Here is a 25,690-nt window from a genome sequence, read left to right on the forward strand (position 1 = left end):
CCAGCGTGGCATGCACCTCACAGGAGAACCGAACATGCTCAGTACTTCCACACTCAGCTTCCGTGGTCTGGCGATGGCCCTGGCACTGGTTGCCGGTGTCGCCGTGGTCAGCGATGCCAGCGCGATGTCGAGGAAGGACAAGCGCACCCTGGTCGGCGCCGTGGTCGGTGGCGTGGCCGGCAACCTGCTGTCCAACGGCGACCCTGCGGCCACCGTCGGCGGTGCCGTGGCCGGCGGCGCGATCGGCAACCTGACCACCTCCGACCGCCGCGACCGCCGTTACTACGACAATCGCCGTTACGACGACCGCTACGATCGCCGTTACGACCGTGGCTACTACCGCAGTGGCTACTACGACCGTGGCGATGACCGCCGCTGGCAGCGTGAGCGCTACTACGACAACCGCTACTACCACGACCGCGGCCGCCATCGCGGCTGGTAAGCAACGCCGACATACCGATGACGCGGAGACGGGCGGGTCGATGACCCGCCCGTTTGCGTTGGCCACGCGCATGGCGTTGAATGCGCAGCCTTGGATGTGACTTTCCCGATCGGACTGTGGCATGACGTCTTCCTCCCACCGCGTGCAGGGCCTCAACAACGACGAGGTCGCTGCCGACTGGCCACCGATCAGCGCGGCGGACATCGCGTGGCTGAGTACGCGTTACCCGCAGCTGGGCGGGCACAGCCAACCGCGCTGGCACAGCCCGCGGCCGCTGTCTGCCGCCGCCATCGTCAATGGCACGCGCGCACCGGTATTCATCAAGCGCCACCACCACAGCGTGCGCAGCGCGGCCTGTCTGGAAGAAGAACACCACTTCATCGCCCATCTCGCCGCCGCCGGCGTGCCAGTGGTGCAGGTGCTGCCGGCCACCGATGGCCACACTGCGGTCGAACACGGCGAATGGACGTTTGAACTGCACGATGTCGGCGTGGGCGACGACCTGTATCGCGACGCGGTGTCGTGGTCGCTGTTGACCGATGTCGCGCAGGCCCGCGAAGCAGGGCGCACGCTCGCACAGCTGCACCGTGCCGCCGCCAGCTACCACGCGCCCCAGCGCAGCACCCATCTGCTGGTGGCGCGCGACGACCTGATCCGTGCCGACGATCCGATCGCCGCCATCAAGGCAGGACTGGATGAACGTCCCGGGCTGGCACGCTATCTCGCGCGCATTCCATGGGAAGCACAGCTGCAGCGCGACGTGCTGCCGTGGAACGCCGGCCTGGCCGAGCGCCTGCGCGCCGAGCCCCGGCTGTGGGCGCACAACGACTGGCATGTCTCCAACCTGCTGTGGCGCAACGGCGAGGTCAGCACCGTGCTGGATTTCGGCCTGGCGTCGCCCACCAGCGCGCTGTTCGACCTCGCCACCGCGATCGAGCGCAACGCAGTGGCGTGGCTGGAACTGGAGCGCGGCATGGAGGCAGTGCGCATCGATATCGCGCTGGCCCTGCTCGACGGCTACCGCGAGGTGCTGCCGTTGTCGGCGGCACGCGTGCACCTGCTGGCCGACCTGCTGCCAATGGTCCATTTCGACTTCGCACTGTCCGAAGTGGAGTACTTCGAAGGTGTCACCCGCTCAACCGCGAATGCCGACGTGGCCTGGCAGCCCTTCATGCTGGGCCATCCGGCGTGGTTCCACAGCGCGCCGGGACGGGCACTGCTGCAGGCCCTACACGCCGTCGCGTGATCCGGTTGACGCAGCGTTGCGGTCAGATCCCTTTCCGCAGGAAAGGGATCTGACCCCGGCTGGCGCTCGCAAATCCGTACCATTTGTAGTGAAATGGTCACCTGAAGCGGGGGTGCCTGGATCTGCCAGGCTGAGAGAGTCCCTTGGAACCTGATCCGGTTTGCACCGGCGTAGGGAGCTTTGAGCCGCAGCCACACCCCCATCATGGGCCGGTGCACCTGCGCGCCGTCGCTTCGTCTCCCTTGTTGTCCGAAGACGAACCGAATGAACCGCTGCCTGCGCCCCACCCTGCTCTCACTCGCCCTCTGCGCCGCGCTGCCGCTGCATGCCAGCGAGGCCGAGGCCACCACCGATGCGGCTGCCACTGGTGCCGAACGCTCGCCGACCGAACTGGCGGCGGTGCGCGTGGAGGCCGGCAAGCCGAAGGCCGATACCTCGCGCGTGAATGCCTTCGGCGGCGGTTCGTGGAAGGACACGCCGGCTTCGGTGAACGTGCTCGAGCGCGACTATCTCGAACGTCGCCAGGTACGTTCGCTGTCCGAGCTGGCCAGCAACGATGCCTCGCTGGGTGATGCGTATGCACCTGTGGGCTACTACCAGAACATCGCCATCCGCGGCTTCGCGCTGGACGCCGCCACCGGCTACCGCTTCAACGGGCTGTCCATCGCCGGCGAGCAACGCCTGGCGCTGGAGAACGTGCAGTCGGTCGAGATCCTCAAGGGTGAAGCCGGCCTGGCGGCAGGGGTGATGGCGCCGGGCGGGATCATCAACTACATCGGCAAGCGCCCGGCTGAAGTACGCACCGCCACGCTCGGCACCGATTCGGAAGGCTCACGCTACGTCGCCGTCGATGTCGGCCACTGGATCACCCCGCGTTTCGGCCTGCGCCTGAATGCCGCATGGGACTCCAGCAATTCCTATGTCGAGCACGCCGATGGCCGCCGCAACTTCTACTCGCTGGCCGCCGACTGGCTGATCGGCGAACGCGGCAAGCTGGAAGTGGATGCCAACTACCAGACCAGCTCGCAGCGTTCGGTGTCCGGCTACCAGCTGCTGGGCGCACGCGAACTGCCGCGCGGTGTCGACCGCGAGCACCTGCTCGGCTACCAGCCGTGGCAGCGCCCGGTGGATATTGCCAGCACCAACATCACCGCGCTGCACACCTACGATTTCAATGACGCCTGGCAGTCGCGCGTGTCGGTTGGGCACAGCCGCTCGGTGATCGATGACAACGTCGCCTTCGCCTACGGCTGCTACTACGCCGTGCAGTGCGCCGATGGCAGCGTGCCAGGCAACTACTTCGCGCCCAACGGCGACTACGATATCTACGACTACCGCAGCCCGGACGACACCCGCCGCAACCAGCAGGCCCGTGCCGAGCTGCGTGGCCGCTTCGAGACCGGCAGCGTCGGCCATGAGCTGACCCTCGGTGCCGACTACTTCCGCCGCACCGTGGACAAGCGCCCGAGCGTCAACGAGTACGTCGGCACCACCCACATCCACGACGCACCGGTGCCGGTATTCGAGCCGTCGCCGAAGATGCCGGGCCCATCCGCACGGCGCCTGGACAACCGCCAGACCGCGTTCTTCGCGCTGGATCGGATGACCTTCGGTGATGATTGGCAATGGCTCGCCGGTGGCCGCTTCGTGCGCCTGGACGAGCGTGCCTATGACAAGCGTGGCGTTCCGCAGCGGCACAGCCGCCTGTCGCGGTTCCTGCCGCAGACCGCGGTGGTGTGGAAGGCCACCGACCAGCTCAACGCCTATGCCAGCTATGTGCGTGGCATTTCGCTGGGCCAGGAAGCACCGTTCTGGACCAGCAATGCCGACACCTTCCTGCCGTCGGTACAGTCGCGGCAGCTGGAAGTAGGCGTGAAGTACGTGCCGGTCGAGGCGCTGACGCTGGGCGCAGCCGTGTTCCGCATCTCGCAGCCGTACCAGTACGCCAAGCCCGACAGCAGCGACGTCGGCTACACCTTCGTCGAGGAAGGCACGCAGACCCACACCGGCCTGGAGCTGACCGCCAACGGGCAGCTGACCGATGCGCTGCAGATCGTGGCCAGCGCCAGCGTGCTGCAGGCGCGCGCGCGCGACACCGGCACGCCGGCCTATGAAGGCCATCAGCTGGTGAACGTGCCGAAGGTACGCGCCAGCGTGCACGTGGCCTACGCGCTGCCGTTCGTGCAGGGCCTGGATGTCACCGGCGGCTGGCGCTATGCCGGCGCCAACGTGGCGCGCGCCGACGGCGGCGTGCGCGCACCGGACTATTCGGTGTTCGATGCCGGCCTGCGTTTCCAGCACCGCCTGCGCGAGCGCGCGGTGACCTGGAACCTGTCGGTGGACAACCTGTTCAACCGCTTCTACTGGCGCGATACCGGCAGCAGCGGTGGTGACTACTACCTGTTCCCCGGCGCACCGCGACAGGCCCGCCTGTCGGTGACGTTCGCGCTGTGAGCGGCGTGATGCTGGAGTGGACCGCCGCACTGTGCAGCATCCTCGGCGTCTGGCTGATGGCCCGGCGCCGGCTGGCGGCGTGGCCGGTGGGCCTGCTGTCGGTGGCGCTGTACGGGCTGGTGTTCGCCGAGGCCAAGCTGTACTCGGATACCCTGCTGCAGGTCGCCTTCGGTGGCTTCCTGGTCTACGGCTGGCTCAACTGGCGGCAGCATGCCGCCGATGAGGGCAGCATCCGCATCGTGCCGCTGGCGCGCGGCACGCTGCTGCGCGACCTGGCCATCGGCCTGTGTGGTGGCGTGGCGCTGGGTGCGGCCATGCACACCTTCACCGATGCCGCGCTGCCCTGGCTGGACGCGATGCTGACCACGCTGAGCCTGGTCGGCCAGTGGTGGCAGGCGCGCCGCCACGTGGCCTGCTGGTGGGTGTGGATCGCGGTGGACGTGGTCTATGTGGGTGCGTACCTGTTCAAGTCGCTGCACGTGACCGCGGCACTGTACGTGTTCTTCCTCGGCCTGGCCGTGTTCGGCCTGCGCGCATGGAGCGCCGCCGCGCGTGAACCGCAGGTGGCAACGCGGTAGCGCCACGCCATGCGCGGCCGGGCTACCGGTAGTCGCCAACCTGGGTTGTTGCGCGCCTGCCGACCAAGGTCGGCATCTACCCACCACATCCACGCATGGCGTGGATCTACTTCGGCTCCAGCAACAGGCCCAGGCGCAGCGGCTGGCGCATGTCGGCCGGCGGTGCCGCCTGCAACGGCGCGGCCTGCAGCGTCGCGCGCAGGTCGGCGTCGACCTGGGCATCGCCCAGGCTGTCGAATTCCAGTTTCGAAATACGGCCATCCGCCGCGATCCAAACGCTCACCGGTAGCGGCGTCGGCGTGTCAGCGTGTGCCTGCAGCCATTCCAGCACGCGCTGTGCCTGCGGATCATGCTCCTGCTGCAGGCGCTGCTGCAGCTGGCCTCCCACGGCGGCGGCGTAGGCCATCCAGTGCGCAGGGGCTTCCTGCGCGGAAACGCTGGCACTCCCCAGTGCCAACGCGCCGAACACCGCAGCCAGACGCCGCCACCAGCGGCGTAGGCCGGTCCTGTTTGCTGACACCATCGCCTGCCTCCTGCACTCCCATCCAGCGCGCCATGGTCGGCGCCCTAGATGACAGGCGGATGGCGGCCGGTGATGGCCCGGCGCTTCGAGCTTGCCCGATTGCGAGGGATTGCCTTCGATCAGTCCAGGCAGGCCTTCAGATCATCACGTGTCCAGCCGGTGAGGCCTGCACCCTTCCAGTAGCGTGCAGACGTACCAGTCGGGACAGGGGCAAGCTCGACAATGGCAATCACCCCATGGTTCACAGGGTTGTCGATGACAATGCGCTGCCCGGATTCGGTGGGCAGCACGCGCACGACCTTGTTGCGTTGTGTCCATGTCTGGGACAGGCAAACGGTAACCTGCTGTACCGATTTCGAAGAACCAAATGACTCGGGCGCTTGTTCAAGCAGACCAGGTGCTGTCGAGCAGCCGGCGATGCCCATGAACAATGCCGCCAGGAATGGGGCTCTCAAGACAGACATACGTCCTCCAGATGCATACGCGTGCGTTGATCACTCGCCCAGGTCGGCCAGCACCTTGCGCGAGGGCGCAAAGAAGGTCACGCCGGTGGTGGCGGTGGAGAAATCGAGGATGCGGTCGTGCAGCGGTGCGGGATTGCCGATGAACATGCGCTCGAGCATCCTCTCGATCACCCAAAGGCGGCGCGTGTAGCCGATGAAGTAGGTGCCGTACTCGCCGCGGCCCGGGTTGGCGAACGGCATGTTGTCACGCAGGATCTCGTGCTCGCCGTCGGCGTCCTCGATGGTGCACAGCGTCTTGTGCGATTTCTGTGCATCGGCCGGCGCATCGTCCAGCTCGATGTTGTCGTGCTTGGTACGGCCGATGATCGCCTCCTGCGCCTCGGTCTTCTGCGCGCGCCAGGCATCGAGGTTGTGCAGGTACTTCTGCACCACCACGTAACTGCCGCCGGCATGTTCCGGGTCCTCGTCACCCACGATCGTGGCTTCCGGCAGCGACAGCCCTTCTGGATTGGCCGTGCCATCGACGAAGTCGAGCAGGTCGCGGCCATCGAAGTAGCGGAAACCGGCGACATCATCGACCGTTTCCACCGCGTCACCGAAGGCCATCAGCAGGTTGCGCTCGAACGCCACGATCAGGTCCATGGTGCGTGCGCGGATGTGGTACAGCAGGTCACCGGGCGTGGACACGGCGGTGTGGGTCGCGCCCTTGATCTCGCGGAACGGCTTCAGCTCGCGCGGCGGCGTGGTGCCCACCAGCGGCTGCCACACGCGATGGCCGATGGCCACGTTGCAGGTAAACGTGCGCTCGATCTCGCGGATGGCGGTGTTCTTGATCAGATCATCGGTGCTGGCCAGCACCTCGCGCGCCTTGGCGATCGACGCCTCGTCATCCTTCACCCTCAGCACCAGGAACGCCGCCGAATGGGTGAGCGGCGCAGTGATCTGCTGCGGCTCGTTGTCGAGCGTGTGGTTGAGGGCGGTGATCGGTGCGGGCTGGGAATTCACGGCAGTTCCTGCTGGCTTCAGACGGGTGCATCGCCCGTGGCGATGTGCCGGCGATCATAGCGGAACCGCCTGACCGGGGACGGAGCGGTTCTCGTTCCGTCCACCAGCGAAGGTACGAAGACCTCAGTCCACATCACTCCAGACCGCCAGTTCGTAGCCATCCAGATCGCGGAAGTGGAAGCGGCGGCCTCCGGGGAAGGCGAACACCGCCTGCACCACTTCGCCACCGGCGGCGACCACGCGCTGCTGTGCGTCGGCCAGGTCCGCGCAGTACAGGATCACCAGCGGTCCTCCGTGAGCACACAACGGCGCGTCAGACACGAAGCCGCCCTTCAGCCGGCCATCGTCGAACTCGGTGTAGGACGGACCATAGTCGGTGAACTGCCAGCCGAACACCTCGCCGTAGAAGCGTTTGCTGCGGGCGATGTCGGCGACGTTGAATTCGATGTTGTCGATGCGGCGTTCGGCTTCGTGGGTAGCTTCGTGGCTCATGAGGTTGCTCCGTGATTGGAACCCCAGCTTCGGTCAGCGCGGCACGGCGGTCTTGAACAAAACGGCCATCATTGTCCCCACTCCAGGCGCAGCTCGCTGGCGGTCATGCCAGTCAGCTCGCGCGCCTCGCGGCTGAGATGGGCCTGGTCGGCATAGCCGGCATCAGCGGCCAGCATCGCCAACGAATGCTGTGGCAGCGCGCGACTCTGGCGCAGGAAACGTTGCAGCCGCAGGATCCGCTCCAGCGTCTTGGCGCCGTAGCCGAACTGCGACTGGCTGAAACGCCGCAGGCTGCGCGGGCTCAGGCCCAACTGCGCCGCCAGCGTATCCAGCGTGGCATTACCCGCGGCGAGCGCTTGGAACAGGACATGGGCGCGCTGCGCCGGCGTATCGAGCGCGGCCGCACCCATGTGCTGTTGCAGGCAGTGCGCCATTCGCTGCAGGCGCTGTGCAGGCGCGGTGTCGCCGATGGAGGCCGCCGCCTTGTTCGCCCACGCGCCCTTCAGATCAGCCAGTGGCACGGCCTGGCCGATGATCCCGGCCAAAGGCAGGCCCAGCGCGGCCAATGCCTGGCCGGGGCGGAAGCGTGCGCCCAGCACCTGCGCACCGGGTGCCAGCGCCGGGTGCGCGGCCACACGGTCCGGGCCGACGACGAACAGCGCACCGTCGCGCCAGAGGATATCCACGCAGCCATCGGGCAATACGGTGATGTGCCCATCGGCATCGGCAGGAAGCTGGCTCTGCCACAGCTGGCCAAAGTGGCCGCGCAGCGGCGCAGGCGTCAGATGTTCCTGGTAGGTCGTGCCGGTGCCTGCAAGAGAGGAAGGGTCGCCCATGCCGCATTGTGGCGCCACGCGGCCCATAAAAGTGAAGCCCGGCGCGAGGCCGGGCTTCGGTTGGCGTGTGGGAGAGAGAGAGAGAGAGAGTCACACGCCAGCACAACACGCACTAACGACAGGCGTTTGTTACCAGGTGAAGCGCGGGCCCACGAACCACTCGCGGTCGCCGGCCTTGGCCAGCTTCACTTCGCCGCTCAGGCCCCAGTTCTGGTTGAACTTGGCGGTGGCGCCGACACGGCCGTAGAACTCGCCGTCCGGGTTGATGCCGTGCTTCTTGGTGTAGTCCTCGTAGCCGGCCATCACGTAGCCTTCCACGTACGGGTTGAACGCGGTGCGCACGCCGACTTCGGTCGAGTAGCCGTTGAAGTCCAGGCCATGCTTCATGTCGAACTTCTGGTACGCAACGCGGGCCACCAGGTCGGTGTTCGGTGCGATGCCGTAGTTGTAGCCGGCACCGATGCGCCACTGGTCGACGTCATTCTTGAACTTGTCGGTCTCCTGCGCGCTGTAGTCGCCGAAGATGTGGAAGTTCGGGTGCACCGCCACGGAACCCTTCACCTTCCAGCCATCGGCGTCGCCGCCCTTGGCATCGGTGTTCACGTAGCCGCCTTCAACGTAGTTGTACGACAGGCCGTCGGTTGCCGATGCAGCGAACGGCAGGGCAGCCAGGAGACCCAGGGCGAGCAGCGAATTCTTGTTCATCGGGACAGACCTTTAATTATTTTGGTTTCGTCGGCCGCCTCCCGGGAGGGGGAGAGAGAGGAGGCGGTCGACAGGTGTGAATTATCCGTTAGGGGGTCTAATCGACCCTGAATATTGAACTGACTGGTGTATAAATAAGGCTGGCGTTCAGGGAACTCCACATGCCGCACGCGTCCGTCGCATCACTGCTGTTTCCGCCCCATGCGCGCCGCGCGGTGCGGGTGCTGCTCCTCGTCGCCCTGCCGATGATGCAGCTGCCAGCCAACGCGGCCGAGCGCGCCCGACCTTCTGCACGCATCGTGGTACAGACAGACGATGTCACGCGTTTCTTCAGCGTGCTGGATGCCACTGGAGGAAAACCCAGTGCCGAAGACCTGCAGCGCGGCTATCTGGACACCGGCACGGAGGCATTGCGCAGCTTCACCGACAGCCGCATCGGATCAATGGAACGTTTGGCCAGGGCCATCCAGGACAAGCCGGCGTTGTTCGCCAAGGCGCGGACCTGTGCAGCGGCATTGCCGGCGATCCGCGCGCGGGTTGCCGACGCACTCGATCGGTTGGGCACGCTGCTCCCCACTGCACGTTTTCCTCCGGTCACCGTGCTGGTCGGGCGGGGTAACAGCGGCGGCGTCACCACCGAAGATGGTGTGGTGATCGGACTGGAAGCACTGTGCAACGCCGACTGGATGCAGCCTGACGTCGGCGATCGTTTCGTGCACCTGATCGCCCATGAGTACGTGCACGTGCAACAGCCCGGTGCGAGCGTCGATGTCGCGCAGCCCACCCTGCTCTATCAGACGTTGCTTGAAGGCGGCGCCGAGTACGTGGGTGAACTGATCTCGGGGCAACCGGCCAACGCGCATCTGCGTCGCTGGGCCCAGGGCCGCGAATGTGCGCTGGAGCGCGCGTTCGTACAGGACAGTGGGGGCACCGATCTTTCGAAGTGGCTGTACAACGGCCCCGGCGATGAAGCACGACGTGGAGATCTCGGATACTGGGTCGGCTACCGCATCGCGCGCAGCTATGTTTCCCGCGCGCCAGACAGGACCAGGGCCATCGCCACGCTGCTGGATGTGCGGCCCGACACCGCCGCGACCGTGTTCGAGGCGAGTGGATGGACGCCTGCCTGCACTGCTGCCAAAGGCGTGGAAACGCAAGTGCTGTGAGAGCCGCTTCATACTGATGAATTGGCGACCTTGAACAGGCACAAGGCACGCCGCCGACGTAGATCAGCTCGCCTGATCCCGCTTGTTAATGCACGGTCAGAAGCGGGCTTCACAGTGCATCCACGTATTCAAATTCCAGCTGAAAGCGCTTGGTAGCAGCGGGAACAAACGCCGCTATATTCCAGCTTCCCCAGACGAAGGAGGGAGTGCAATGAACCTGAACCCGCAACACATGAAGACGGCCCGCGCACTTGCTGTAGCGCTCATCGCCACCGTAAGCCTTGGCGCCTGCGCGTCATACAAGAACGAGTTTGCAACCATCAACTCGCGTCTCGATCAGCTCGACGTCAAGGTGCAGGGCGCTGCGCAGAGCGCGGAGTCCGCCAACCAGTCCGCACAGCAGGCCAATCAGCGCCTGGACCAGATCGAAGGTCGCGTGCAGCAGCTTGAAAGGGCACCTGCCGGCCGCAAGCCGCGCGGGTAATCGCTCCCTCACCGTTTTGAATTGATCCACCTCTGTATCGGGTGTATCGGGGACCCAGTGGCCTTCGCCGGCCACTGGCATCCTTCCACCCACGATTGCATTGCAAGGAGCCGTCCCATTCGTACTTCCCCCTCCCCTTCACGCCGCGCCCTCCATGCCTCCCTGGCCATGGCACTGGCCGTTGCGTGCAGCGGCGTAGCCAACGCCAGGGACAAGGACGCACCTGCACCATCGGTCGCCGCCGTTGATGAACTTCCGCCCGACCAGAGCGTGTCCGAGACAGTGATCGAGCTGGCCGGCTGGGTGGTCGCCAGCAAGGACAACCAGGGCTATCCGTTTGCGGTCATGGACAAGGCGGCGGCGCAGGTTCTGGTCTTCGGCGGTGACGGCAAGCTGCGCGGCGCCGCACCGGCGCTGTTTGGGTCGGCGATCGGCGACCATTCCGCACCGGGCGTCGCCAAGCTCGCACTGAGCGCGATTCCCGGCCACGACCGCACCACGCCTGCCGGCCGCTTCATTGGCGGTTACGGCCCGTCCGACGATGCCGGACGCGTGCTGTGGGTGGACTACGATTCCGCCGTGTCGATGCACCCGCTGCCGCCGGGCAGCCCGAAGGAAAAGCGCGCCGAGCGGTTGGCATCGCCCTCGCCGGACGACAACCGCGTCACCCACGGCTGCATCAATGTCTCGCCCGCGTTCTACGAGCAGATCGTGCAGTCCACGTTCGAGAAGGGCGGTGTGTTCTACATCCTGCCGGACAAGGATTCGATCGCGAAGACGTTCCCGGAGTTCGCGCAGAGCCGTGCCGTCACAGATGGCAACCAAAAGAAGACCGCACAGCACGCTGGCGAGTAGTGCGTTTGTGCGTCCGCCCTGGGCGTTGTGGGCACATGCCCGGGCCATGCCCGCCCGCCGGGCGGCTGCGATGCACAGTCTGCTCATGGAGAGTCGCCTGCGTGTGAGGCGTGGTGCCCCCGAGGCCCGGCACGCTGGCATACTGCGCCCGTAGACGATCCTGCGAGGCAATGTCTGCCTCGTCCATGAGGCCGCCGGTGGACCCACTCTTCCAGTTTCTGCTGAGCACGATGGGAGGCGTATTCGTCTTCCTGTTCTTCGTGGCGCGCGACTACCTGCGTGGCTTGGGGTGGCTGCTCGGTTCCTGGGATCCGAACATGGGGCACGCGACCGAAGATGCGCTCATTTCGAAGGCCAATCGCAGCGCCTTGCTGATTGCGGCGGTGCTTCTGGCGTGGGCCTTCATGGGCCCTTCTCCCTACCGCCGCAACTGGGAAATCGAAGTAATGGGCATCGGCACCGGCATGTTGCTGGCCTATGTGGTGATCATCCGCCTTGCAGCTTCAAGGGTGAAGAGGCTGCTTGGGTGAGCGTGCCTCACATCGGCACCAATGAGGATCAGGAAGCCGTAGCCTCTGCAGCCCGCGCCAATGCCGCGGCGTGGGCGTCGCCCTTCCGCTCGCTGTAACGGTCTACCAGGTAGTCCGACCGGCCCCGCGTCAGCAGCGTGAACTTCACCAGCTCTTCCATCACATCCACCACCCGATCGTAGTACGGCGAGGGCTTCATCCGGCCGTCGTCATCGAATTCCTGCCAGGCCTTGGCCACCGACGACTGGTTGGGGATGGTCAGCATGCGCATCCAACGACCAAGCACGCGCAACGCGTTGACCGTGTTGAACGACTGCGAGCCGCCGCTCACCTGCATCACCGCCAACGTCCTGCCCTGCGTGGGCCGCACGCTGCCATCTTCCAGCGGCAACCAGTCGATCTGGTTCTTGAACACGCCGGTGACCGTGCCATGCCGCTCGGGGCTGACCCATACCTGGCCTTCCGACCACTGCGACCATTCGCGCAGTCGCTGCACTTCAGGGTGGTGCGGGTCCACGCTGTCCAGCATCGGCAGCGCATGCGGATCGAACACCCGGGTTTCGCACCCCAGATGGCGCAGCAGTCGCTCGGCTTCCAGCGCCAGCTTGCGGCTGAACGACTGGGGCCGCAGCGAGCCGTAGAGCAGGAGGATGCGTGGCGGCCCCAGATCTGCCGCGGCGAGCTGGTGATGATTGGGCTGGGGCAATGACGATTCCACCAGGTTGGGCAGGTCCAGGCTTGTGATTGGCTCATTCATTCGATTATTCTAGAAACATGGAAACATCGAATGCAATCTCCGCCCTGACCGCCCTCGGTCATGCCACCCGCCTGGCTGCCTTCCGCCTGCTGGTGGAGGCCGGCCCGGCAGGGCGCATGGCGGGCGACATCGCTACGGCCCTGCAGGTGCCGCCGGCCACGCTCAGCTTCCACCTGAAGGAGCTGGTGCAGGCCGGGCTGGTGGAGAGCGAGAACCAGGGCCGCCACGTCTGCTACCGCGCCAACTTCGATGCCATGAACGGCTTGATCGAGTACCTCACGCACAACTGTTGCACGGGCTCACCCAGCAACCAGTGCGTCCCCGCCGAACCCGCCTGCAAGTGCTGATACCGCACACGACCCACCCCATCGAAGCGATTGCCACATGACCCGCAATGTCCTGTTCCTCTGCACCGGCAACAGCGCGCGCAGCGTGCTGGCTGAAGCCACCCTGCGCGCCTGGGACAGCGATCGCTTCAGGGCATTCAGTGCGGGCAGCCAGCCCACCGGCCAGGTCAATCCGTTCGCGCTGGCACAACTGCATGCCGAAGGAATGCCCGTTGAAGGGCTGCGCAGCAAATCATGGGACGAGTTCGTGGATGCAGCGCCCATGGACCTTGTCATCACCGTGTGTGATGCGGCCGCTGCCGAAGCTTGCCCAGTGGTGTTCGGTGACTTCATCCGCAGCCATTGGGGCCTGCCCGATCCGGCCGCCGTGGCAGGCAGCGATGCCGACAAGGCCGCAGCCTTCGCGCTGGCCCATGCCATCGTGAAAACCCGCCTGGGTGCGCTGCTCGCACTGCCCGAATCGGTGTGGTCCGAACGCGAAGCGCTGCAGCACGCGCTGGACCGGATCGGCCAGCTGTTGCCGACCGACGGCGCGCAGTGACGGTGCCACTGCCATGAGTCTGTTCGAGCGACACCTGACGCTGTGGGTTGTGCTGTGCATTGCGATGGGCACGCTGCTGGGCCACGTCCTGCCCGGTGCCTTCGCGGTGCTGGCGTCCGCCGAAGTGGCCAAGGTCAATCTGCCGGTTGCGGTGCTGATCTGGCTGATGATCATCCCGATGCTGCTGAAGGTCGACTTCCGCGCGATGCGCCAGCTGCAGCAGCACTGGAAGGGTATCGGGGTGACGCTGTTCATCAACTGGGCGGTCAAGCCGTTCTCGATGGCGCTGCTGGGCTGGCTGTTCCTGCGCCATGCCTTCGCCGACTGGTTGCCCGCAGCACAGATCGACAGCTACATCGCCGGGCTGATCCTGCTGGCAGCCGCACCCTGCACCGCCATGGTGTTCGTGTGGAGCAACCTGTGCCGCGGTGATGCCAACTTCACCCTGAGCCAGGTGGCGTTGAACGACGCGATCATGGTGGTTGCCTACGCGCCGGTGGTTGCACTGCTGCTCGGCCTGTCGGCGATCACCGTACCGTGGGATACGCTGTTGCTGTCCGTTGGTCTCTACATCGTGGTGCCGGTGCTGGCTGCTGCACTGCTGCGGCACTGGATCCTTTTGCGCAGCGGCGAGGCGGGCCTGCAACTCACGCTTCGAAGGTTGGGGCCGCTGTCCCTGTCCGCGCTGCTGCTGACGCTGGTGGTGCTGTTCGGGTTCCAGGGCCAGCAGATCGTGAAGCAACCGCTGGTAATCGCGCTAATTGCCGTGCCGATCCTGATCCAGGTCTATTTCACCTCGGGCCTGGCCTACCTGCTCAACCGTCGGCTGGGCGTGGCACATTGCGTGGCCGGCCCGTCAGCGCTTATTGGTGCCAGCAACTTCTTCGAACTGGCGGTGGCGACTGCGGTGGGACTGTTCGGCGTGCATTCCGGGGCGGCGCTGGCGACGGTGGTGGGCGTGCTGATCGAGGTGCCGGTCATGCTGTCCGTGGTGCGCATCGTCAACCGTACTCAGGCCTGGTACGAAAGACCCCAAGAGCGCTGACAACCAGAGTGGGGCGAGTTCGATTTACGTTCTTCGCTCCGCACTGTCGTCATCGGCTTGGTGGGGTACCCATATCCCTGTCATCAAGTTCGAACCATGTCGCATATTCCCCATGCTGCTACGGCCGTTGCGGCGCCTGCGTCTGCGACGACTTAACAGCATGCAAGAATGCTGAAAGCGTCTTTGATCGAACGCTGTTTGCAACTCGTCTGATTGGCGTTTCGCAGCGACGGCGGTACAGATGGCGTGCCACCGGAAAAAGGTGGCCGGGCCTCGAAAACCCGTGGCAATGCGTACGTTGTATGCGCCTGCCCGTCGGCGTCACCCAGTGTGGCGCCGGCGGGCAATTCGTCTGCCGACTATGGCGGGCGGAGCGTGGAGGCCTTGTGCCTGCCGGCCTTGTACGCACTGTCCCGGTTTTCGAGCCACGTCTCCGCCCGCCACCTTTGCGTGGCGGCTACCGTCTGTCCTGCACGGGGCACTGCCATGACATCACCGGACTTCCCACGCCTGCATCCGCATCGCTCATCCGCCACTGGCGGTGGGCCGCCAGAGCACGCGGCTGCGACCGATCCGAATGCCTTCATCGCCACGCTTCACCGCATCGGCAAAGGCGCGGCCGCCGACGGCCAGCCCTGGCCAGAGCGTCATCAGATGCCGGGCCGCTGCATGGCGCTGGCCGATGCGGACTGTGCACTGGCCGGCCAACGCGTGACGCTGGAGCTGCTGCTGGCGGCCGAGCGCGTGCGTCAGAACGGCACGGAGGCCGAGTACGTGGGCGACCGGGTGATGGAAGGGCTGATCCTGGCGTGTCTGACCATGAACGCACAGGCCAGCGCGCGCATGCAGCCGGAAGGATGAGGCGGGCACCACATCACTCGCAGAGCGCGCTGTCTTCCTTCAACGCGGCATCCTGCAGTGGCTGGCGTTGTTCAATCTGCGCACGTTGTTCCGCCGTCGGCTCGCCCAGCCACCACACACGACAGCGCGCGGTAAGACGGCCGACCATCTTCGCCTCCGTCGGCGAATACAGCATCGCCAACGCGGTGCCGGGGCAGTCGTGGGCCTGGCAGGCGGTATAGAACCACCACGGCTCGCCCTGCAGCACCAGCAGCTCACCAGGACCGCTGGGCCCGCTCAACAGGCGTTCGCGCAGCGATGGAATCTCCCTGTCAGCGGATTCGGCTGCGGCTGTGTTCTTCATCAGGGCGTTGAACGCGGCCAGCACCTTCGGGTCCTTGCGGCCGCAGTCGTCCACGGTATTGCCGCCCACCAGGGTGAAGAAATGCGTCGCCAGCGGGTTGTCCGCGCAGGTGAGTTCGCCGCCGGCACTCGGGTCTTCCGGTTCGCCTTCGTCGTCCCACACCGAGGGATCCACGCCATCTTCGATGGATGGCGCCTTCTCGCCCACCGTTGCCGTGGCCGCAGGTGCTTCTGTGGCCGGTGCTGGTGCGGCTGGTGCTGCATCGGGTGCCGGTGCCTGCCCGCAGGCGGCCAGCAATGCGACCGTCAGTGCCATCCCTGTGATTCGAATCTTCATTCCCTGTCCTTGTCTGATCTGCGCTGCATCCACCAAATCGGCAGCCGCGTGATTCTAACCAGCACCGTGCCAGGATGCGTTCGTAGCGTCCCGTCATCGCCTGGAGCCGGACGCATGCGCCGTACACGACTCGCCAAGATCTTCTGCAGTGCCCTGCGGCTGGCATCGCCGGCAATTGCCCACGATGCAGAAAACGCGAAGCCTGCACGGCCTCTCCCGGGCGCAGCCCTGCCCGCACCGCTGGAGCGCGTACTACGCGATTACGAGCGGGCGTGGCGCTCGGCTGATGCCAGGGCATTGGCTGCGCTGCTTGCCGAGGATGGTTTTGTACTGCAGAGCAACCAGCCGCCGGTGCGCGGGCGTACTGCGATCAAGGCCGCGTATGCCGGCCAGGGCGGCAGTCCGTTGCGGCTGCGGGCGTTGGCTCACTCGGTGGAGGGCAACACGGGCTACATCATTGGTGCGTATCGCTACGGCAGCAACGAGGGGGACACCGGCAAGTTCACGCTGACGCTGAAGCGCGTGGGCGACGGGCCGTGGTTGATCTTCTCGGACATGGACAACACCAGCGCGCCGCCACGGGCGCGGTGATTGCCGCCGTCGGGCGCCAACCAAGGTTGGCAGCTACCAGAAGCGGGTTCGGCAGTAGATCCACGCCATGCGTGGATGGCTCGCGCACATAAAAAACCCCGGCACGTGGCCGGGGTTTTTCGATTCACTTGAACAGCGTGTCCGGGTATTCCGGTTTCTGTTCCCGCGCCAGCAGTGCGCGCAGGCCTTCTTCCGGGGTCTGCTCGCCGTGCAGCACGGCACGCACGCCGTCGGAGATCGGCAGGTCGATGCCATGACGGCGTGCCTGTCGCATCACCTCGTCGGCGGTCTGCACCGACTCGACCACCTGGCCGATTTCGCGCACGGCATCCTGCAGCGTCTGGCCACGGCCCAGGGCCAGGCCCAGGCGACGGTTGCGCGACAGGTCGCCGGTGCAGGTCAGCACCAGATCGCCCAGGCCGGCCAGGCCCATCAGCGTTTCCGGCTTGGCGCCGATCGCCGCAGCCAGGCGCAGCATTTCATTGAGACCGCGGGTGATCAGGCCGGCACGGGCGTTGAGGCCCAGCTGCATGCCATCGGCCACGCCGGTGGCCACCGCCAGCACGTTCTTCATCGCACCGCCCAGCTCGGCACCGACCATGTCGTCGCCGGTGTAGGCGCGGAACGCCGGGCCATGCATCGCCTCGGCCACCGTCTGCGCGAACTCGGGCACGTCGCCGTGCACGGTGATCGCGGTGGGCAGGCCCTGGGTTACTTCCTTGGCGAACGATGGCCCGGTGACGACGGCCAGCGGCACGTCCTCGCCCAGCACTTCGCGCGCCACTTCATGCAGGAAACGGCCCGAACCGGGTTCGAAGCCCTTGGTGGCCCAGGCCACGCCGGCACCGGCCGGACGCAGCGGCGCCAGCGCACGCACGGTTTCACCGAAGGCATGCGACGGGGTCACCACCAGGATCCAGGCCGCGCCTTCCACCGCCGACGCCAGGTCGGTGGTGGCACGCAGGCTGTCCGGCAGCGGGATGCCCGGCAGGTAGCGCGGGTTCTCGTGGCGCTGGTCGATGGCCTCGACCACGGCAGCGTCGCGCCCCCACAGCACGGTCGGGTGACCGTGCCGTGCGAGCAGGCTGGCCAGCGCGGTTCCCCAGGAACCGGCGCCCAGCACGGCGATCTTGTCAGCGGGAGTGCTCATCCGTGACGTCGCGGCAGGAATCAGGCGTTGCCAGCCGGCTCGGAGTCAGCCAGCGACGGTGCGTCGCCCTGCTCCTGGCGCTGGCGCAGGGTTTCTGCGTACAGGCCTTCGAAGTTGATCGGCTGCAGGAAGAACGGCGGGAAGCCGCCGGCCTGGATCAGGTCGCTGATCAGCTGGCGCACGTACGGGAACAGGATGTTCGGGCACTGGGTGCCGAGCAGCACGTCGATCGACTGCGGGTCCAGGCCGACCAGGCCGAACACGCCGGCCTGCTTCACTTCGGCCACGTAGGCGGTGCGCTCACCGGCCTGGCAGGTCAGGGTCACGGCCAGCACGACTTCGAAGGCGTTCTCACCCAGGCGCTGCACCTGCTGGTTCAGGTTCAGCTGCAGCTCCGGCTGCACCTGGTCATTGAAGATGGTCGGGGCGTTCGGCGACTCGAAGGAGACGTCCTTGACGTAGATCTTCTCGACGGTGAAAGCGGGGCCGGTGGCGGCATCGACCGGCGCAGCAGCGCCGTTGGTGATCTCTTCGGACATTTCCAGTAACTCCAATGAATGCAATGAAAACGATGGTCGAATTACTGCGATGGGGGCGGGATCAGGCCCATACAAGGCCGGATCCGCCACCTGCGGCAATCAGTTGCGGCCCTTGACCAGCGGCAGCTCGGCCTGCTGCCAGGCGGGAATGCCGCCGTCGAGCACGTAGACCTTTTCGAAGCCGGCCTTCTTCAGCGCCTTGGCGGCGGTTTCCGAGGCGTTGCCGCTGCGGCACACCAGCACCACCGGCGACTGCTTGGCGTTGGCCACCAGCTTGTGGTCCGGGCCGAAGGCACTGGCCTGGGCGTTGCGGCTGCCGGCAATGTGGCCCTTCTCGAAGTCACCGCTGGCCGACAGGTCGACCACCACCGTGCCGCCCGCGTTGATCAGCTGGGTCAGTTCGGCGGGCTTGATGCCCTTGAAGCCCCGGAACAGGCGGCGGATCTCGGTGACGATGATGGCCACGGTCAGGCCGACCAGGGCCGCGGACAGCATCGGGTTTCGGCCTGCAAAGGCCAGCAACTCTTCGTAATTCACTCAGGTCACGGGTCGATTAAGCGGGCGCCGATTGTCGCACAAGCCGGACGCGGCCCGTCACTGCCCCTTCCACAGGTCCGGCAGGCCGGCGGTCTGCCACCAGCGCTTGGCTTCCGGGTCCCAGCGCCAGCGCTCGACCACGACCACCGTGCGCTCGGCCTGGGTGTTCTGGTTGATCACCCCGATTTCCACCCGGCGCTCGACCAGTCCCCCGTCCAGTGAGGCACTGCTGCGCTCGCGGTAGGACGACACGCGCAGCTGCGCGTAACGGTTGAGCTCGAACTCGGTGGGCGGCTTTTCCTTGCGCAGCTTGGGGTCGAGGTAGCCGATGGCATCGTCCATGCTGCCCCAGCGGATGGTCGCCCCGTAGGCGATCTGGGTCTCTTCCAGCAGCTTGCGCTGCTTGCGGCTGAGGTCGTCGGCCGAGGCCACGGCACTGGCCAGCAGCAGGGAACAGATCAGGAACTGGATCAGGCGGCGCATCGGTGGTTTCCCCAGAACGTCAGCCTGCCATCCTACCCTTTGGCGAAGGCAACGAAGCGACCGCTGAATTCGGCGGCGGGCTTGCCATCGGCGCCGGGCTGGGTGGCGATGATGCTGATGCGGGCCTTGCGGCGCTGCCGGAAGGTGTTCAGGAAGGCATCCCAGCCGGTGGCCTCGGCCGCTTCGGCGTGGGCGTGCAGGTCTTCGTAGACCGGGGCCAGGTAGCGCAGGTTGCTGTCGGCCACGTAGACCTCGGCATCGTGGCCGGCCAGGCGCAGGCGCAGGCTGACCAGCGCCCAGCCGGACAGGGTCAGCACCGAGGCCAGGCTGCCACCGAAGGCGTTGCCCTTGTCGTTGACGTTGGCGGCCAGCGGCGCGGTGATGCGCAGCACGCCATCGGCATAGCCGTCGAGCTGGATCTGCATGGCGCGCACCGCCGGCATGCAGTCCAGCACGTCCTGCAGGGCGGCCAACGAGGAAGTCAGGGCATCAACGGACATCGGAGCAGCGACCACGACAACGAAGGGCCCGCATAATGCAGGCAATGGCCGACCATACGATACCCACTGGCGCCACCCGTTCCGGCGCGCGCTGGACCCTGATCTCGCTGCGCCCGCAGGGCCAGAATGTGGCGCTGCGCCGCGCCGTTGCTGGGCTGGGCGGGCATGTCCTGGCCCTGCCACCCTGGCGCCTGCAGCGCCTGAACGGCACGCCCGTGCTGCGCCAGCTGCAACGCGCGCTGAACTGTGATCGGGTGGTGTTCACCAGCCCGGCCGCCGTGACCGCGGCCGCCACCCTGCTGCCGCTGGCCGGGGCGCAGCGCAGCCCGTGGCTGACCGTCGGCGAAGGCACCGCGCGCGCATTGCGGGCACACGGCATCACCGTGGTGCATGCGCCGCAGCGGATGGACAGTGAAGGCCTGCTGGCGCTGCCGGTGCTGGCTGACGTACAGGGCCTGCGCATTGGCCTGGTGACCGCGCCCGGCGGGCGTGGCCTGATTGCCGCGCAGCTGCAGGCGGCCGGCGCCACAATCGAACGTGCCGACATCTACCAGCGTCGCCTGCTGCACCTGCCGCCCCGTGCGCTGGCTCGATTGGCGCATTCAGCGCAGCCGTGGATGCTGGCGGTGAGCAGTGGCGAAGCGCTGCAGCATTTCTGGCAGCAGCTTCCGCCGCCCTTGCAGCAGCGTCTGCAGGCGCACGCGACTGCCGTGGTGGCCAGTGATCGCCTCGGCGAACAGGCCCGGGCACTGGGCCTGCAGCATGTCGTGCGCGCGGCAGGCCCCACCAGCGCGCAGCTGGTGGCGGCCGCACACGCCACGCTCACCGTCCCGGCAGCGACCTGAACAGGGACGTGGGTCACGCTTGCCGCTGTCGTCGGCAACAGTGATGCTGTGCACAACGCGGCCTGCCGGCCCCCGACCGGCGACGTTGCCGACAAGGAAGCCCGATGAACGACACTCCGCCCGTTTCCCCGCCCCGTCGACCCGTGCGCTGGCTGCTGCCGCTGGCCGGTGTGGTCGTGCTCGGCGTGGGCGGCTATGCCGGCTGGTACGTCTGGCAACAGCAACAGAACGAACAGGCAGCGCAGGCACAGACCACGGCTGTCCAGCTGAAGGGCCTGGAGGCCACGCTGGATGCGCTGCGTCGTGACCAGCGCGCGACCAGCCAGCGCCTGCAGGACGCGGCCGCCACCAACCGCGTGCTGCGCGACGAGATGCTGGGCCTTTCCCAGCGCAGCGCATTGCTGGAAGAGAACCTGGCCAAGCTGGCCGACAGCACCAACCAGGGCCGCCAGGCGGTACAGCGCGATGAGGCCGAACTGCTGCTGACCCAGGCCGCGCAGCGCCTGAACTACGCCGACGATGTGGAAGGCGCACGCCGGTTGTACGCCCAGGCCGCGACGGCACTGGCCGAACTGCCCGACAGTGATGGCCTGAACCTGCGTCAGGCGCTGGTGCAGGAGCGCGAGGCACTGGATGCGCTCGGCAGCGGCCCCCGCGTGCAGTCGCTGCAGCGCCTGGATGCTGTGGGCAGGGCACTGCAGGGCCTGCCTTCGCAGATCACCGGCACGACCGGCAGCAGCACCGCCAAACCCTGGTGGCAGGCAGCTCTGGCGCCGTTCGTGGACATCACCCCGAGCCGCCAGAACGGCCCGCTGACCGCCGCCGAACAGCGCAATGCCGACGACGCGCTGCAGCTGGAACTGACATTGGCACGTGCGGCAATCGAGCGCGGCGACCGCGCGGGGCGCAATACCGCATTGGACCGCGTGGAGCACTGGGCACAGCGGCGCTGGCCGGATTCACCAGCCCTGCGCGCGCAACGTGCTGAACTGAAGGCCTTGCGCGAACTGCCGCTGCAGGCCAACGACGCTGTCCTTGGCAGCACCCTGCAACAACTGCGCACCCAGACCGACCGGAGGTAAGCCCGCATGAAACCCCTGCAATCCCTGGTCGTGCTGTTGCTGGCTGTGGCCATCGGCGTGGTCGCTGCGCAATGGCTCGGCGCCGATGACCTGAACCGCTTCGGCGAAGTGACCCTGCGCTACGGCGGCTACGACTACCACAGCAACCTGCCGAAGGTGGCGCTGCTGGCAGTGATCGCGGTGCTGGTGCTATGGCTGCTGTGGAGCCTGATCGCCGCACCGTTCCGCGCCTGGGGCCGCTACCGCCGCAAACAGGGCCGGGTGCGCCTGATCGACGGCCTGCAGGCCTATGAGCACGGCCAGTGGCAGCGTGCCGAGAAACTGCTGGACGGTGCCGCCAAGGACCCGGAAGTGAGCGCGGTGGCGCTGGCCAACGCCGTGCGCAGCGCGCAGGCACGTGCCGACGGCCCGGCTGGCGAGGCGCTGCTGCAGCGCCTGGGCGAAAGTGATGCCACCCTGCAGGCGCTGCTGCGCGCCGAACAGCTGCTGGCGCGCGATCTGCCGGTGGATGCGATCAACGCATTGGACGTAGCGGCGATCCAGCCGCTGCCGCCACGTGGCCTGTGGCTGCGCACCGAGGCACTGGCACAGGCCGGCCGCGCCCACGAGGCGTATGGCCAGCTGGGTGCACTGCGCCAGAGCAAGGTGCTGCCGGCCGAGGCCAGCAGTGAACTGGAAGCACGCCTGGCTGCACAGGCGCTGCTGGAAGCGGCCGACGTCAACGCACTGGCCGCGCAGTGGGAAGCCACGCCGAAGGCACTGCGACCGACTCCGGACGTGGTTGGCGCCTATGCCAGCCGCGCGGTGGCGCTGGACTGGGACGAGCCGGCGCTGCTGGCGCTGGAACAGGCCCTGGACCAGCGCTGGGATGACGAACTGGTGGCGCTGTATGGCCGTCTGCCGGCCGAGCGCCTGGCTACCCGCCAGGCCAACCTCGCACGTTGGCGCAACGTGCATGACGGCTCGGCCGCGTTGCGCCTGGCGCAGGGCCGCGTGGCCCTGGCCCAGCAGCAGTGGGAGGCCGCCGATGCGTTCCTGCACGAGGCCATCGCCGCGGGCGCCGGTGCGCAGGCGTGGGAAGCGCTGGGTGAACTGTTCGCCCAGCGTGGCGAACATGCGCTGGCCGCGCAGTGCCTGGCCAATGCGCTGCGCCTGCAGCGCGGCGAGGACAGCGTGGCGCTGGTGCGCGGCGGCGAGACGCCACTGCGTGCCACGGTGGAAGAACAGCCGCTCGCGGTGCAGCCGCCGGTGTATGACGCCAACGAAGAGCGCGACGAATTCGGTAATCCGCGGTTGCCGTGACCGCTGCTGAAGTGGGCCGACCAACGGTCGGCACCCACAGGAGCAAAAAACGCCGCCCAATGGGCGGCGTTTTCATGTGCGGGACCCGGTAGTCGCCAACCCTGGTTGGCGCGTGGCCTCTTCCAAGCGATGCCGTTTCACGGCCGACCAAGGTCGGCATCTACCACAGCAGATCCAGCACGCATTTCTGGTAGTCGCCAACCTTGGTTGGCGCGCGGTCGCAGCGATCAGCGTTCGACGATCGCCACCACGCCCATGCCGCCGGCGGTGCAGATCGACACCAGCGCGCGGCCACCGCCGCGTTCGGCCAGCTGCTTGGCGGCGGTGGCGATGACGCGGGCGCCGGTGGCGGCGAACGGATGACCGGTGGCCAGCGACGAACCCAGCAGGTTGATCTTGTCCGGGTCGATGCGGCCCAGCGGTGCGTCCAGCCCCAGGCGGTTGCGGCAGTAATCCTCGCTCTCCCACGCACGCAGGGTGCACAGCACCTGCGCGGCGAAGGCTTCGTGGATCTCGTAGATGTCGAAGTCCTGCAGGGTCAGGCCATTGCGCTTGAGCATCTCCGGCACCGCGATGGTCGGCGCCATCAGCAGGCCTTCGCCATGCACGAAGTCCACCGCAGAGACATGCGCGTCGCGCAGGTAGGCCTGCGGCTCATGGCCGTGCGCGCGCGCCCACTCTTCGCTGGCCAGCAGTACCGCAGCGGCACCGTCGGTCAGCGGGGTGGAATTGGCGGCGGTCAGCGTGCCGCGGCCGGAGACCTTGTCGAACGCCGGCTTCAGCGTGGCCAGCTTTTCCAGCGAGGTATCCGGGCGCAGGATGTTGTCACGCTCGACGCCACGGAACGGTGCGATCAGGTCGTTGAAGAAGCCACGCTCATAGGCGGCGGCCAGCTTCTTGTGCGAGGACACCGCCCACTCATCCTGCGAGTCGCGCGAGATGTTCCATTCCTTGGCCATGTCCTCGCAGTGGTCGCCCATGCTCTTGCCGGTGCGCGGCTCGGCCACGCCCGGGAACTCGGGCTTGAGCTCGGAGAACTTGAAGCCGGCGGTGAGCGCGCGGATCTTGTCGCCGGTGCTCTTGGCGCGGTTGGCGGCCAGCAGGCGTGCACGCAGCTTCTTGCCGTAGACGATCGGCACGTCGGACGTGGTGTCAGAACCGCCACCGATGCCCGATTCGATCTGGCCCAGCGCGATCTTGTTGGCCACGGTGATGATGCTGTCCAGCGAGGTGCCGCAGGCGCGCTGCAGGGTGATGCCCGGGGTCAGCGGCGACAGGCCGGACGACAGCGTGGCTTCACGGCCCAGGTTCCAGTCGCTGGAGTGCTTGATCACCGCACCCATCGCCACTTCGCCCAGCTGCTGGCCGTGCAGGCCGAAACGTTCGACCAGCGCGCCCAGCGTACGGACCGACATGCCGAGGTTGCCGACATCCGAATACGCGGTGTTCTGGCGGCAGAACGGAATGCGGACGCCACCGAGGATGGCGACGGGACGAGCGTTGGGCATGGAGATACCTGGCATGGATGAGGGTGTCTGCAACATGGCCTGCACGGCGGAGCAGGCATAATGGAGCCAAGTGTAGCTGCCGCCCTGTGATGGGCCAACCGTGGAACCATGAGCAAACCCGACCCCGCGATGAATGCCCTTGGCGTGCTGGCCCTGGAACTGGCCGGCGGCGAAATCCCCCGCCAGGCGGTGCTCAGCGCTGAACAGGCCGGTGAACTGGCCGAACGCGTCGGCCGTGACCTTTCCAAGCTGGTGCCGCAGGTGGCCGAGCTGGACCTGGTGTTCGCGGCCGCCCATTTCGACCCGGCCGAAGTACTGCGCCCGGGCTGGCCGATCCATCGCCGCCTGGAAGAACTGCAGATGCGTGCCCCGGGCCGCAACCAGGGCCCGCGCCTGCTGGCCTTCGGCACCGATGCCGCAGGCGATGTGCCGCTGCCGTTCCAGGCCGATGCGACCCTGGTGGGGGGCGGCCTGCGCGTGGTGCCGTTCCTGCTGACCGGCAGCGACGTGGCCACCACCAACGCGGTGGCCAATGCGCTGGAAGAAACACTGCTGGCCAACGGCATGGCGCATGCCGACACCGCGTTGATGGCACAGAACAGCTTCGGTGCCCGCATCGAACACGCGCGCTATTTCACCGTGAACGACCTGGCCGCGATGATGTCGATGCAGTACGACAACCAGGGCTTGGCGGCGCTGTGGCCGCTGATCGAGACCGCGATCATGGCGCCGGGCGAAGACGAGTGGCTCAATGCCGCGCCCGAGCCGCTGCTGCGCTATACCCATGGCGAGGCACGCATGGCGCTGTTCGATCCGGCCGGTTGGTGCGCGTACTACAACCACAGCAAGAACGACTGCGACCGCCTGCAGGGCATCTACGAGCAGTTCCTGATGCGCCAGCGGCAGATGGCCGCGGTGCTGGAAGCGCACGGCGTGCCGGTGCTGTTCGTGCACTGCGAGGCCGGGCAGGACGCGCGCGAACTGCTGGCGCGCTGAAGGCGGGTAGTGCCGGCCGCTGGCCGGCAACGTCCGGATCTGCGATTGCCGGCCAGCGGCCGGCACTACCGATAATGAAGAACGCCGGCTTGCGCCGGCGTTTTCCGTTTCCAGCAGAAAGGGCCGCAGTGCTGTTCGTGCACTGCG

Annotated in this window: 31 protein-coding genes and 1 riboswitch; of the genes, 17 read left to right on the forward strand and 14 right to left on the reverse strand. The window is 66.9% G+C overall.

The features are described from left to right. The first annotated feature begins 34 nt into the window (after window positions 1-34). The 4 genes from AC5P8R_RS14780 (at window position 35) to pnuC (ending at window position 4,720) form a co-directional block, all read left to right on the forward strand. Window positions 35-442, forward strand: coding sequence for a glycine zipper 2TM domain-containing protein (locus AC5P8R_RS14780; RefSeq protein WP_014645533.1), 408 nt, complete (start codon window positions 35-37; stop codon window positions 440-442). 121 nt (window positions 443-563) lie between these two features. Next, entirely contained in the window at window positions 564-1,688 is a 1,125-nt protein-coding gene (locus tag AC5P8R_RS14785; RefSeq protein ID WP_495223581.1) for a phosphotransferase enzyme family protein, read from the forward strand. A 98-nt stretch (window positions 1,689-1,786) separates the two neighbouring features. Next, window positions 1,787-1,882: riboswitch (TPP riboswitch) on the forward strand. A gap of 70 nt (window positions 1,883-1,952) precedes the next feature. Continuing rightward, on the forward strand, window positions 1,953-4,142 hold the full coding sequence (locus AC5P8R_RS14790) for a TonB-dependent receptor (protein ID WP_495223582.1): 2,190 nt from the start codon (window positions 1,953-1,955) through the stop codon (window positions 4,140-4,142). Between the two features lie 8 nt (window positions 4,143-4,150). Continuing rightward, complete coding sequence (gene pnuC / locus AC5P8R_RS14795; RefSeq protein WP_495223583.1) at window positions 4,151-4,720, forward strand: nicotinamide riboside transporter PnuC; 570 nt, start codon at window positions 4,151-4,153, stop codon at window positions 4,718-4,720. 106 nt (window positions 4,721-4,826) lie between these two features. Here pnuC and AC5P8R_RS14800 read toward each other — a convergent pair whose 3' ends face one another. From AC5P8R_RS14800 to AC5P8R_RS14825, 6 genes are all read right to left on the reverse strand, one after another. Next, window positions 4,827-5,243, reverse strand: a complete 417-nt coding sequence (locus AC5P8R_RS14800; protein ID WP_495223584.1) for a hypothetical protein — start codon at window positions 5,241-5,243, stop codon at window positions 4,827-4,829. Between the two features lie 119 nt (window positions 5,244-5,362). After that, window positions 5,363-5,668, reverse strand: coding sequence for a hypothetical protein (locus AC5P8R_RS14805; RefSeq protein ID WP_227864432.1), 306 nt, complete (start codon window positions 5,666-5,668; stop codon window positions 5,363-5,365). 69 nt (window positions 5,669-5,737) lie between these two features. After that, window positions 5,738-6,712 carry a Dyp-type peroxidase gene (locus AC5P8R_RS14810; RefSeq protein ID WP_495223585.1) on the reverse strand — a complete coding sequence of 325 codons (975 nt, stop codon included), beginning with the start codon at window positions 6,710-6,712 and terminating at the stop codon, window positions 5,738-5,740. Window positions 6,713-6,835: 123 nt separating this feature from the next. Then, the gene (locus AC5P8R_RS14815; protein WP_495223586.1) at window positions 6,836-7,204 is read right to left on the reverse strand and encodes a VOC family protein; all 369 of its coding nucleotides are present in this window, start codon (window positions 7,202-7,204) and stop codon (window positions 6,836-6,838) included. A gap of 68 nt (window positions 7,205-7,272) precedes the next feature. Continuing rightward, on the reverse strand, window positions 7,273-8,040 hold the full coding sequence (locus AC5P8R_RS14820; protein WP_046427864.1) for a helix-turn-helix transcriptional regulator: 768 nt from the start codon (window positions 8,038-8,040) through the stop codon (window positions 7,273-7,275). Window positions 8,041-8,169: 129 nt separating this feature from the next. Beyond that, window positions 8,170-8,745: an OmpO family porin gene (locus AC5P8R_RS14825; protein ID WP_005411880.1), complete on the reverse strand. Its 576-nt coding sequence runs from the start codon at window positions 8,743-8,745 to the stop codon at window positions 8,170-8,172. 161 nt (window positions 8,746-8,906) lie between these two features. On the opposite strand from AC5P8R_RS14825, the gene AC5P8R_RS14830 reads away from it, so the two are divergent. The 4 genes from AC5P8R_RS14830 (at window position 8,907) to AC5P8R_RS14845 (ending at window position 11,780) form a co-directional block, all read left to right on the forward strand. Continuing rightward, window positions 8,907-9,911 (forward strand): DUF2268 domain-containing putative Zn-dependent protease, encoded by a 1,005-nt coding sequence (locus tag AC5P8R_RS14830; RefSeq protein WP_495223587.1) that lies wholly within the window; start codon window positions 8,907-8,909, stop codon window positions 9,909-9,911. Window positions 9,912-10,122: 211 nt separating this feature from the next. Then, complete coding sequence (locus tag AC5P8R_RS14835) at window positions 10,123-10,395, forward strand: hypothetical protein (RefSeq protein WP_010487149.1); 273 nt, start codon at window positions 10,123-10,125, stop codon at window positions 10,393-10,395. A 168-nt stretch (window positions 10,396-10,563) separates the two neighbouring features. Beyond that, window positions 10,564-11,250, forward strand: coding sequence for a L,D-transpeptidase (locus AC5P8R_RS14840; protein ID WP_014645514.1), 687 nt, complete (start codon window positions 10,564-10,566; stop codon window positions 11,248-11,250). A gap of 197 nt (window positions 11,251-11,447) precedes the next feature. Beyond that, a complete protein-coding gene (locus AC5P8R_RS14845; protein WP_227864434.1) occupies window positions 11,448-11,780 on the forward strand; it encodes a hypothetical protein in 333 nt (110 codons plus the stop codon). Window positions 11,781-11,808: 28 nt separating this feature from the next. Here AC5P8R_RS14845 and arsH read toward each other — a convergent pair whose 3' ends face one another. Beyond that, window positions 11,809-12,537: an arsenical resistance protein ArsH gene (arsH, locus tag AC5P8R_RS14850; protein WP_049441739.1), complete on the reverse strand. Its 729-nt coding sequence runs from the start codon at window positions 12,535-12,537 to the stop codon at window positions 11,809-11,811. Between the two features lie 17 nt (window positions 12,538-12,554). Between arsH and AC5P8R_RS14855 the strand changes: the two genes are divergently transcribed. The 4 genes from AC5P8R_RS14855 to AC5P8R_RS14870 all read left to right on the forward strand — a co-directional run bounded on the left by AC5P8R_RS14855 (window position 12,555) and on the right by AC5P8R_RS14870 (window position 15,331). Further along, window positions 12,555-12,884 (forward strand): ArsR/SmtB family transcription factor, encoded by a 330-nt coding sequence (locus tag AC5P8R_RS14855; protein ID WP_329768260.1) that lies wholly within the window; start codon window positions 12,555-12,557, stop codon window positions 12,882-12,884. 37 nt (window positions 12,885-12,921) lie between these two features. Then, the gene (locus AC5P8R_RS14860; protein ID WP_014645510.1) at window positions 12,922-13,425 is read left to right on the forward strand and encodes an arsenate reductase ArsC; all 504 of its coding nucleotides are present in this window, start codon (window positions 12,922-12,924) and stop codon (window positions 13,423-13,425) included. Window positions 13,426-13,438: 13 nt separating this feature from the next. Continuing rightward, complete coding sequence (arsB, locus tag AC5P8R_RS14865) at window positions 13,439-14,470, forward strand: ACR3 family arsenite efflux transporter (protein ID WP_014645509.1); 1,032 nt, start codon at window positions 13,439-13,441, stop codon at window positions 14,468-14,470. Between the two features lie 486 nt (window positions 14,471-14,956). Next, on the forward strand, window positions 14,957-15,331 hold the full coding sequence (locus AC5P8R_RS14870) for a hypothetical protein (RefSeq protein WP_049441737.1): 375 nt from the start codon (window positions 14,957-14,959) through the stop codon (window positions 15,329-15,331). Window positions 15,332-15,344: 13 nt separating this feature from the next. Here AC5P8R_RS14870 and AC5P8R_RS14875 read toward each other — a convergent pair whose 3' ends face one another. Beyond that, on the reverse strand, window positions 15,345-16,010 hold the full coding sequence (locus AC5P8R_RS14875) for an Ivy family c-type lysozyme inhibitor (RefSeq protein WP_032959356.1): 666 nt from the start codon (window positions 16,008-16,010) through the stop codon (window positions 15,345-15,347). A gap of 114 nt (window positions 16,011-16,124) precedes the next feature. Between AC5P8R_RS14875 and AC5P8R_RS14880 the strand changes: the two genes are divergently transcribed. Then, window positions 16,125-16,601: a YybH family protein gene (locus AC5P8R_RS14880; RefSeq protein ID WP_481440596.1), complete on the forward strand. Its 477-nt coding sequence runs from the start codon at window positions 16,125-16,127 to the stop codon at window positions 16,599-16,601. A gap of 124 nt (window positions 16,602-16,725) precedes the next feature. Here AC5P8R_RS14880 and AC5P8R_RS14885 read toward each other — a convergent pair whose 3' ends face one another. From AC5P8R_RS14885 to AC5P8R_RS14905, 5 genes are all read right to left on the reverse strand, one after another. Next, window positions 16,726-17,751, reverse strand: a complete 1,026-nt coding sequence (locus tag AC5P8R_RS14885; RefSeq protein WP_005420929.1) for an NAD(P)H-dependent glycerol-3-phosphate dehydrogenase — start codon at window positions 17,749-17,751, stop codon at window positions 16,726-16,728. A 20-nt stretch (window positions 17,752-17,771) separates the two neighbouring features. After that, entirely contained in the window at window positions 17,772-18,290 is a 519-nt protein-coding gene (gene secB, locus AC5P8R_RS14890; protein ID WP_005407596.1) for a protein-export chaperone SecB, read from the reverse strand. A 99-nt stretch (window positions 18,291-18,389) separates the two neighbouring features. Further along, window positions 18,390-18,827, reverse strand: a complete 438-nt coding sequence (locus tag AC5P8R_RS14895) for a rhodanese-like domain-containing protein (protein ID WP_014645505.1) — start codon at window positions 18,825-18,827, stop codon at window positions 18,390-18,392. A gap of 57 nt (window positions 18,828-18,884) precedes the next feature. After that, complete coding sequence (locus AC5P8R_RS14900; RefSeq protein ID WP_014035526.1) at window positions 18,885-19,310, reverse strand: hypothetical protein; 426 nt, start codon at window positions 19,308-19,310, stop codon at window positions 18,885-18,887. A gap of 32 nt (window positions 19,311-19,342) precedes the next feature. Further along, window positions 19,343-19,810 (reverse strand): YiiD C-terminal domain-containing protein, encoded by a 468-nt coding sequence (locus AC5P8R_RS14905; RefSeq protein ID WP_005407593.1) that lies wholly within the window; start codon window positions 19,808-19,810, stop codon window positions 19,343-19,345. A 35-nt stretch (window positions 19,811-19,845) separates the two neighbouring features. Between AC5P8R_RS14905 and AC5P8R_RS14910 the strand changes: the two genes are divergently transcribed. The 3 genes from AC5P8R_RS14910 (at window position 19,846) to AC5P8R_RS14920 (ending at window position 23,039) form a co-directional block, all read left to right on the forward strand. After that, window positions 19,846-20,655, forward strand: a complete 810-nt coding sequence (locus AC5P8R_RS14910; protein ID WP_495223588.1) for a uroporphyrinogen-III synthase — start codon at window positions 19,846-19,848, stop codon at window positions 20,653-20,655. Window positions 20,656-20,759: 104 nt separating this feature from the next. Beyond that, window positions 20,760-21,737: a uroporphyrinogen-III C-methyltransferase gene (locus AC5P8R_RS14915; RefSeq protein WP_075076519.1), complete on the forward strand. Its 978-nt coding sequence runs from the start codon at window positions 20,760-20,762 to the stop codon at window positions 21,735-21,737. Between the two features lie 6 nt (window positions 21,738-21,743). Then, window positions 21,744-23,039 (forward strand): heme biosynthesis HemY N-terminal domain-containing protein, encoded by a 1,296-nt coding sequence (locus tag AC5P8R_RS14920; protein ID WP_164109097.1) that lies wholly within the window; start codon window positions 21,744-21,746, stop codon window positions 23,037-23,039. A 227-nt stretch (window positions 23,040-23,266) separates the two neighbouring features. On the opposite strand, the gene AC5P8R_RS14925 is transcribed toward AC5P8R_RS14920, so the two are convergent. Next, the gene (locus tag AC5P8R_RS14925; RefSeq protein WP_087786464.1) at window positions 23,267-24,562 is read right to left on the reverse strand and encodes an acetyl-CoA C-acetyltransferase; all 1,296 of its coding nucleotides are present in this window, start codon (window positions 24,560-24,562) and stop codon (window positions 23,267-23,269) included. Window positions 24,563-24,655: 93 nt separating this feature from the next. Between AC5P8R_RS14925 and AC5P8R_RS14930 the strand changes: the two genes are divergently transcribed. Beyond that, complete coding sequence (locus AC5P8R_RS14930; RefSeq protein ID WP_041862938.1) at window positions 24,656-25,543, forward strand: hypothetical protein; 888 nt, start codon at window positions 24,656-24,658, stop codon at window positions 25,541-25,543. The last annotated feature ends 147 nt before the right edge of the window (window positions 25,544-25,690 follow it).

Source organism: Stenotrophomonas sp. YJH_SMC_73 (assembly GCF_059370155.1).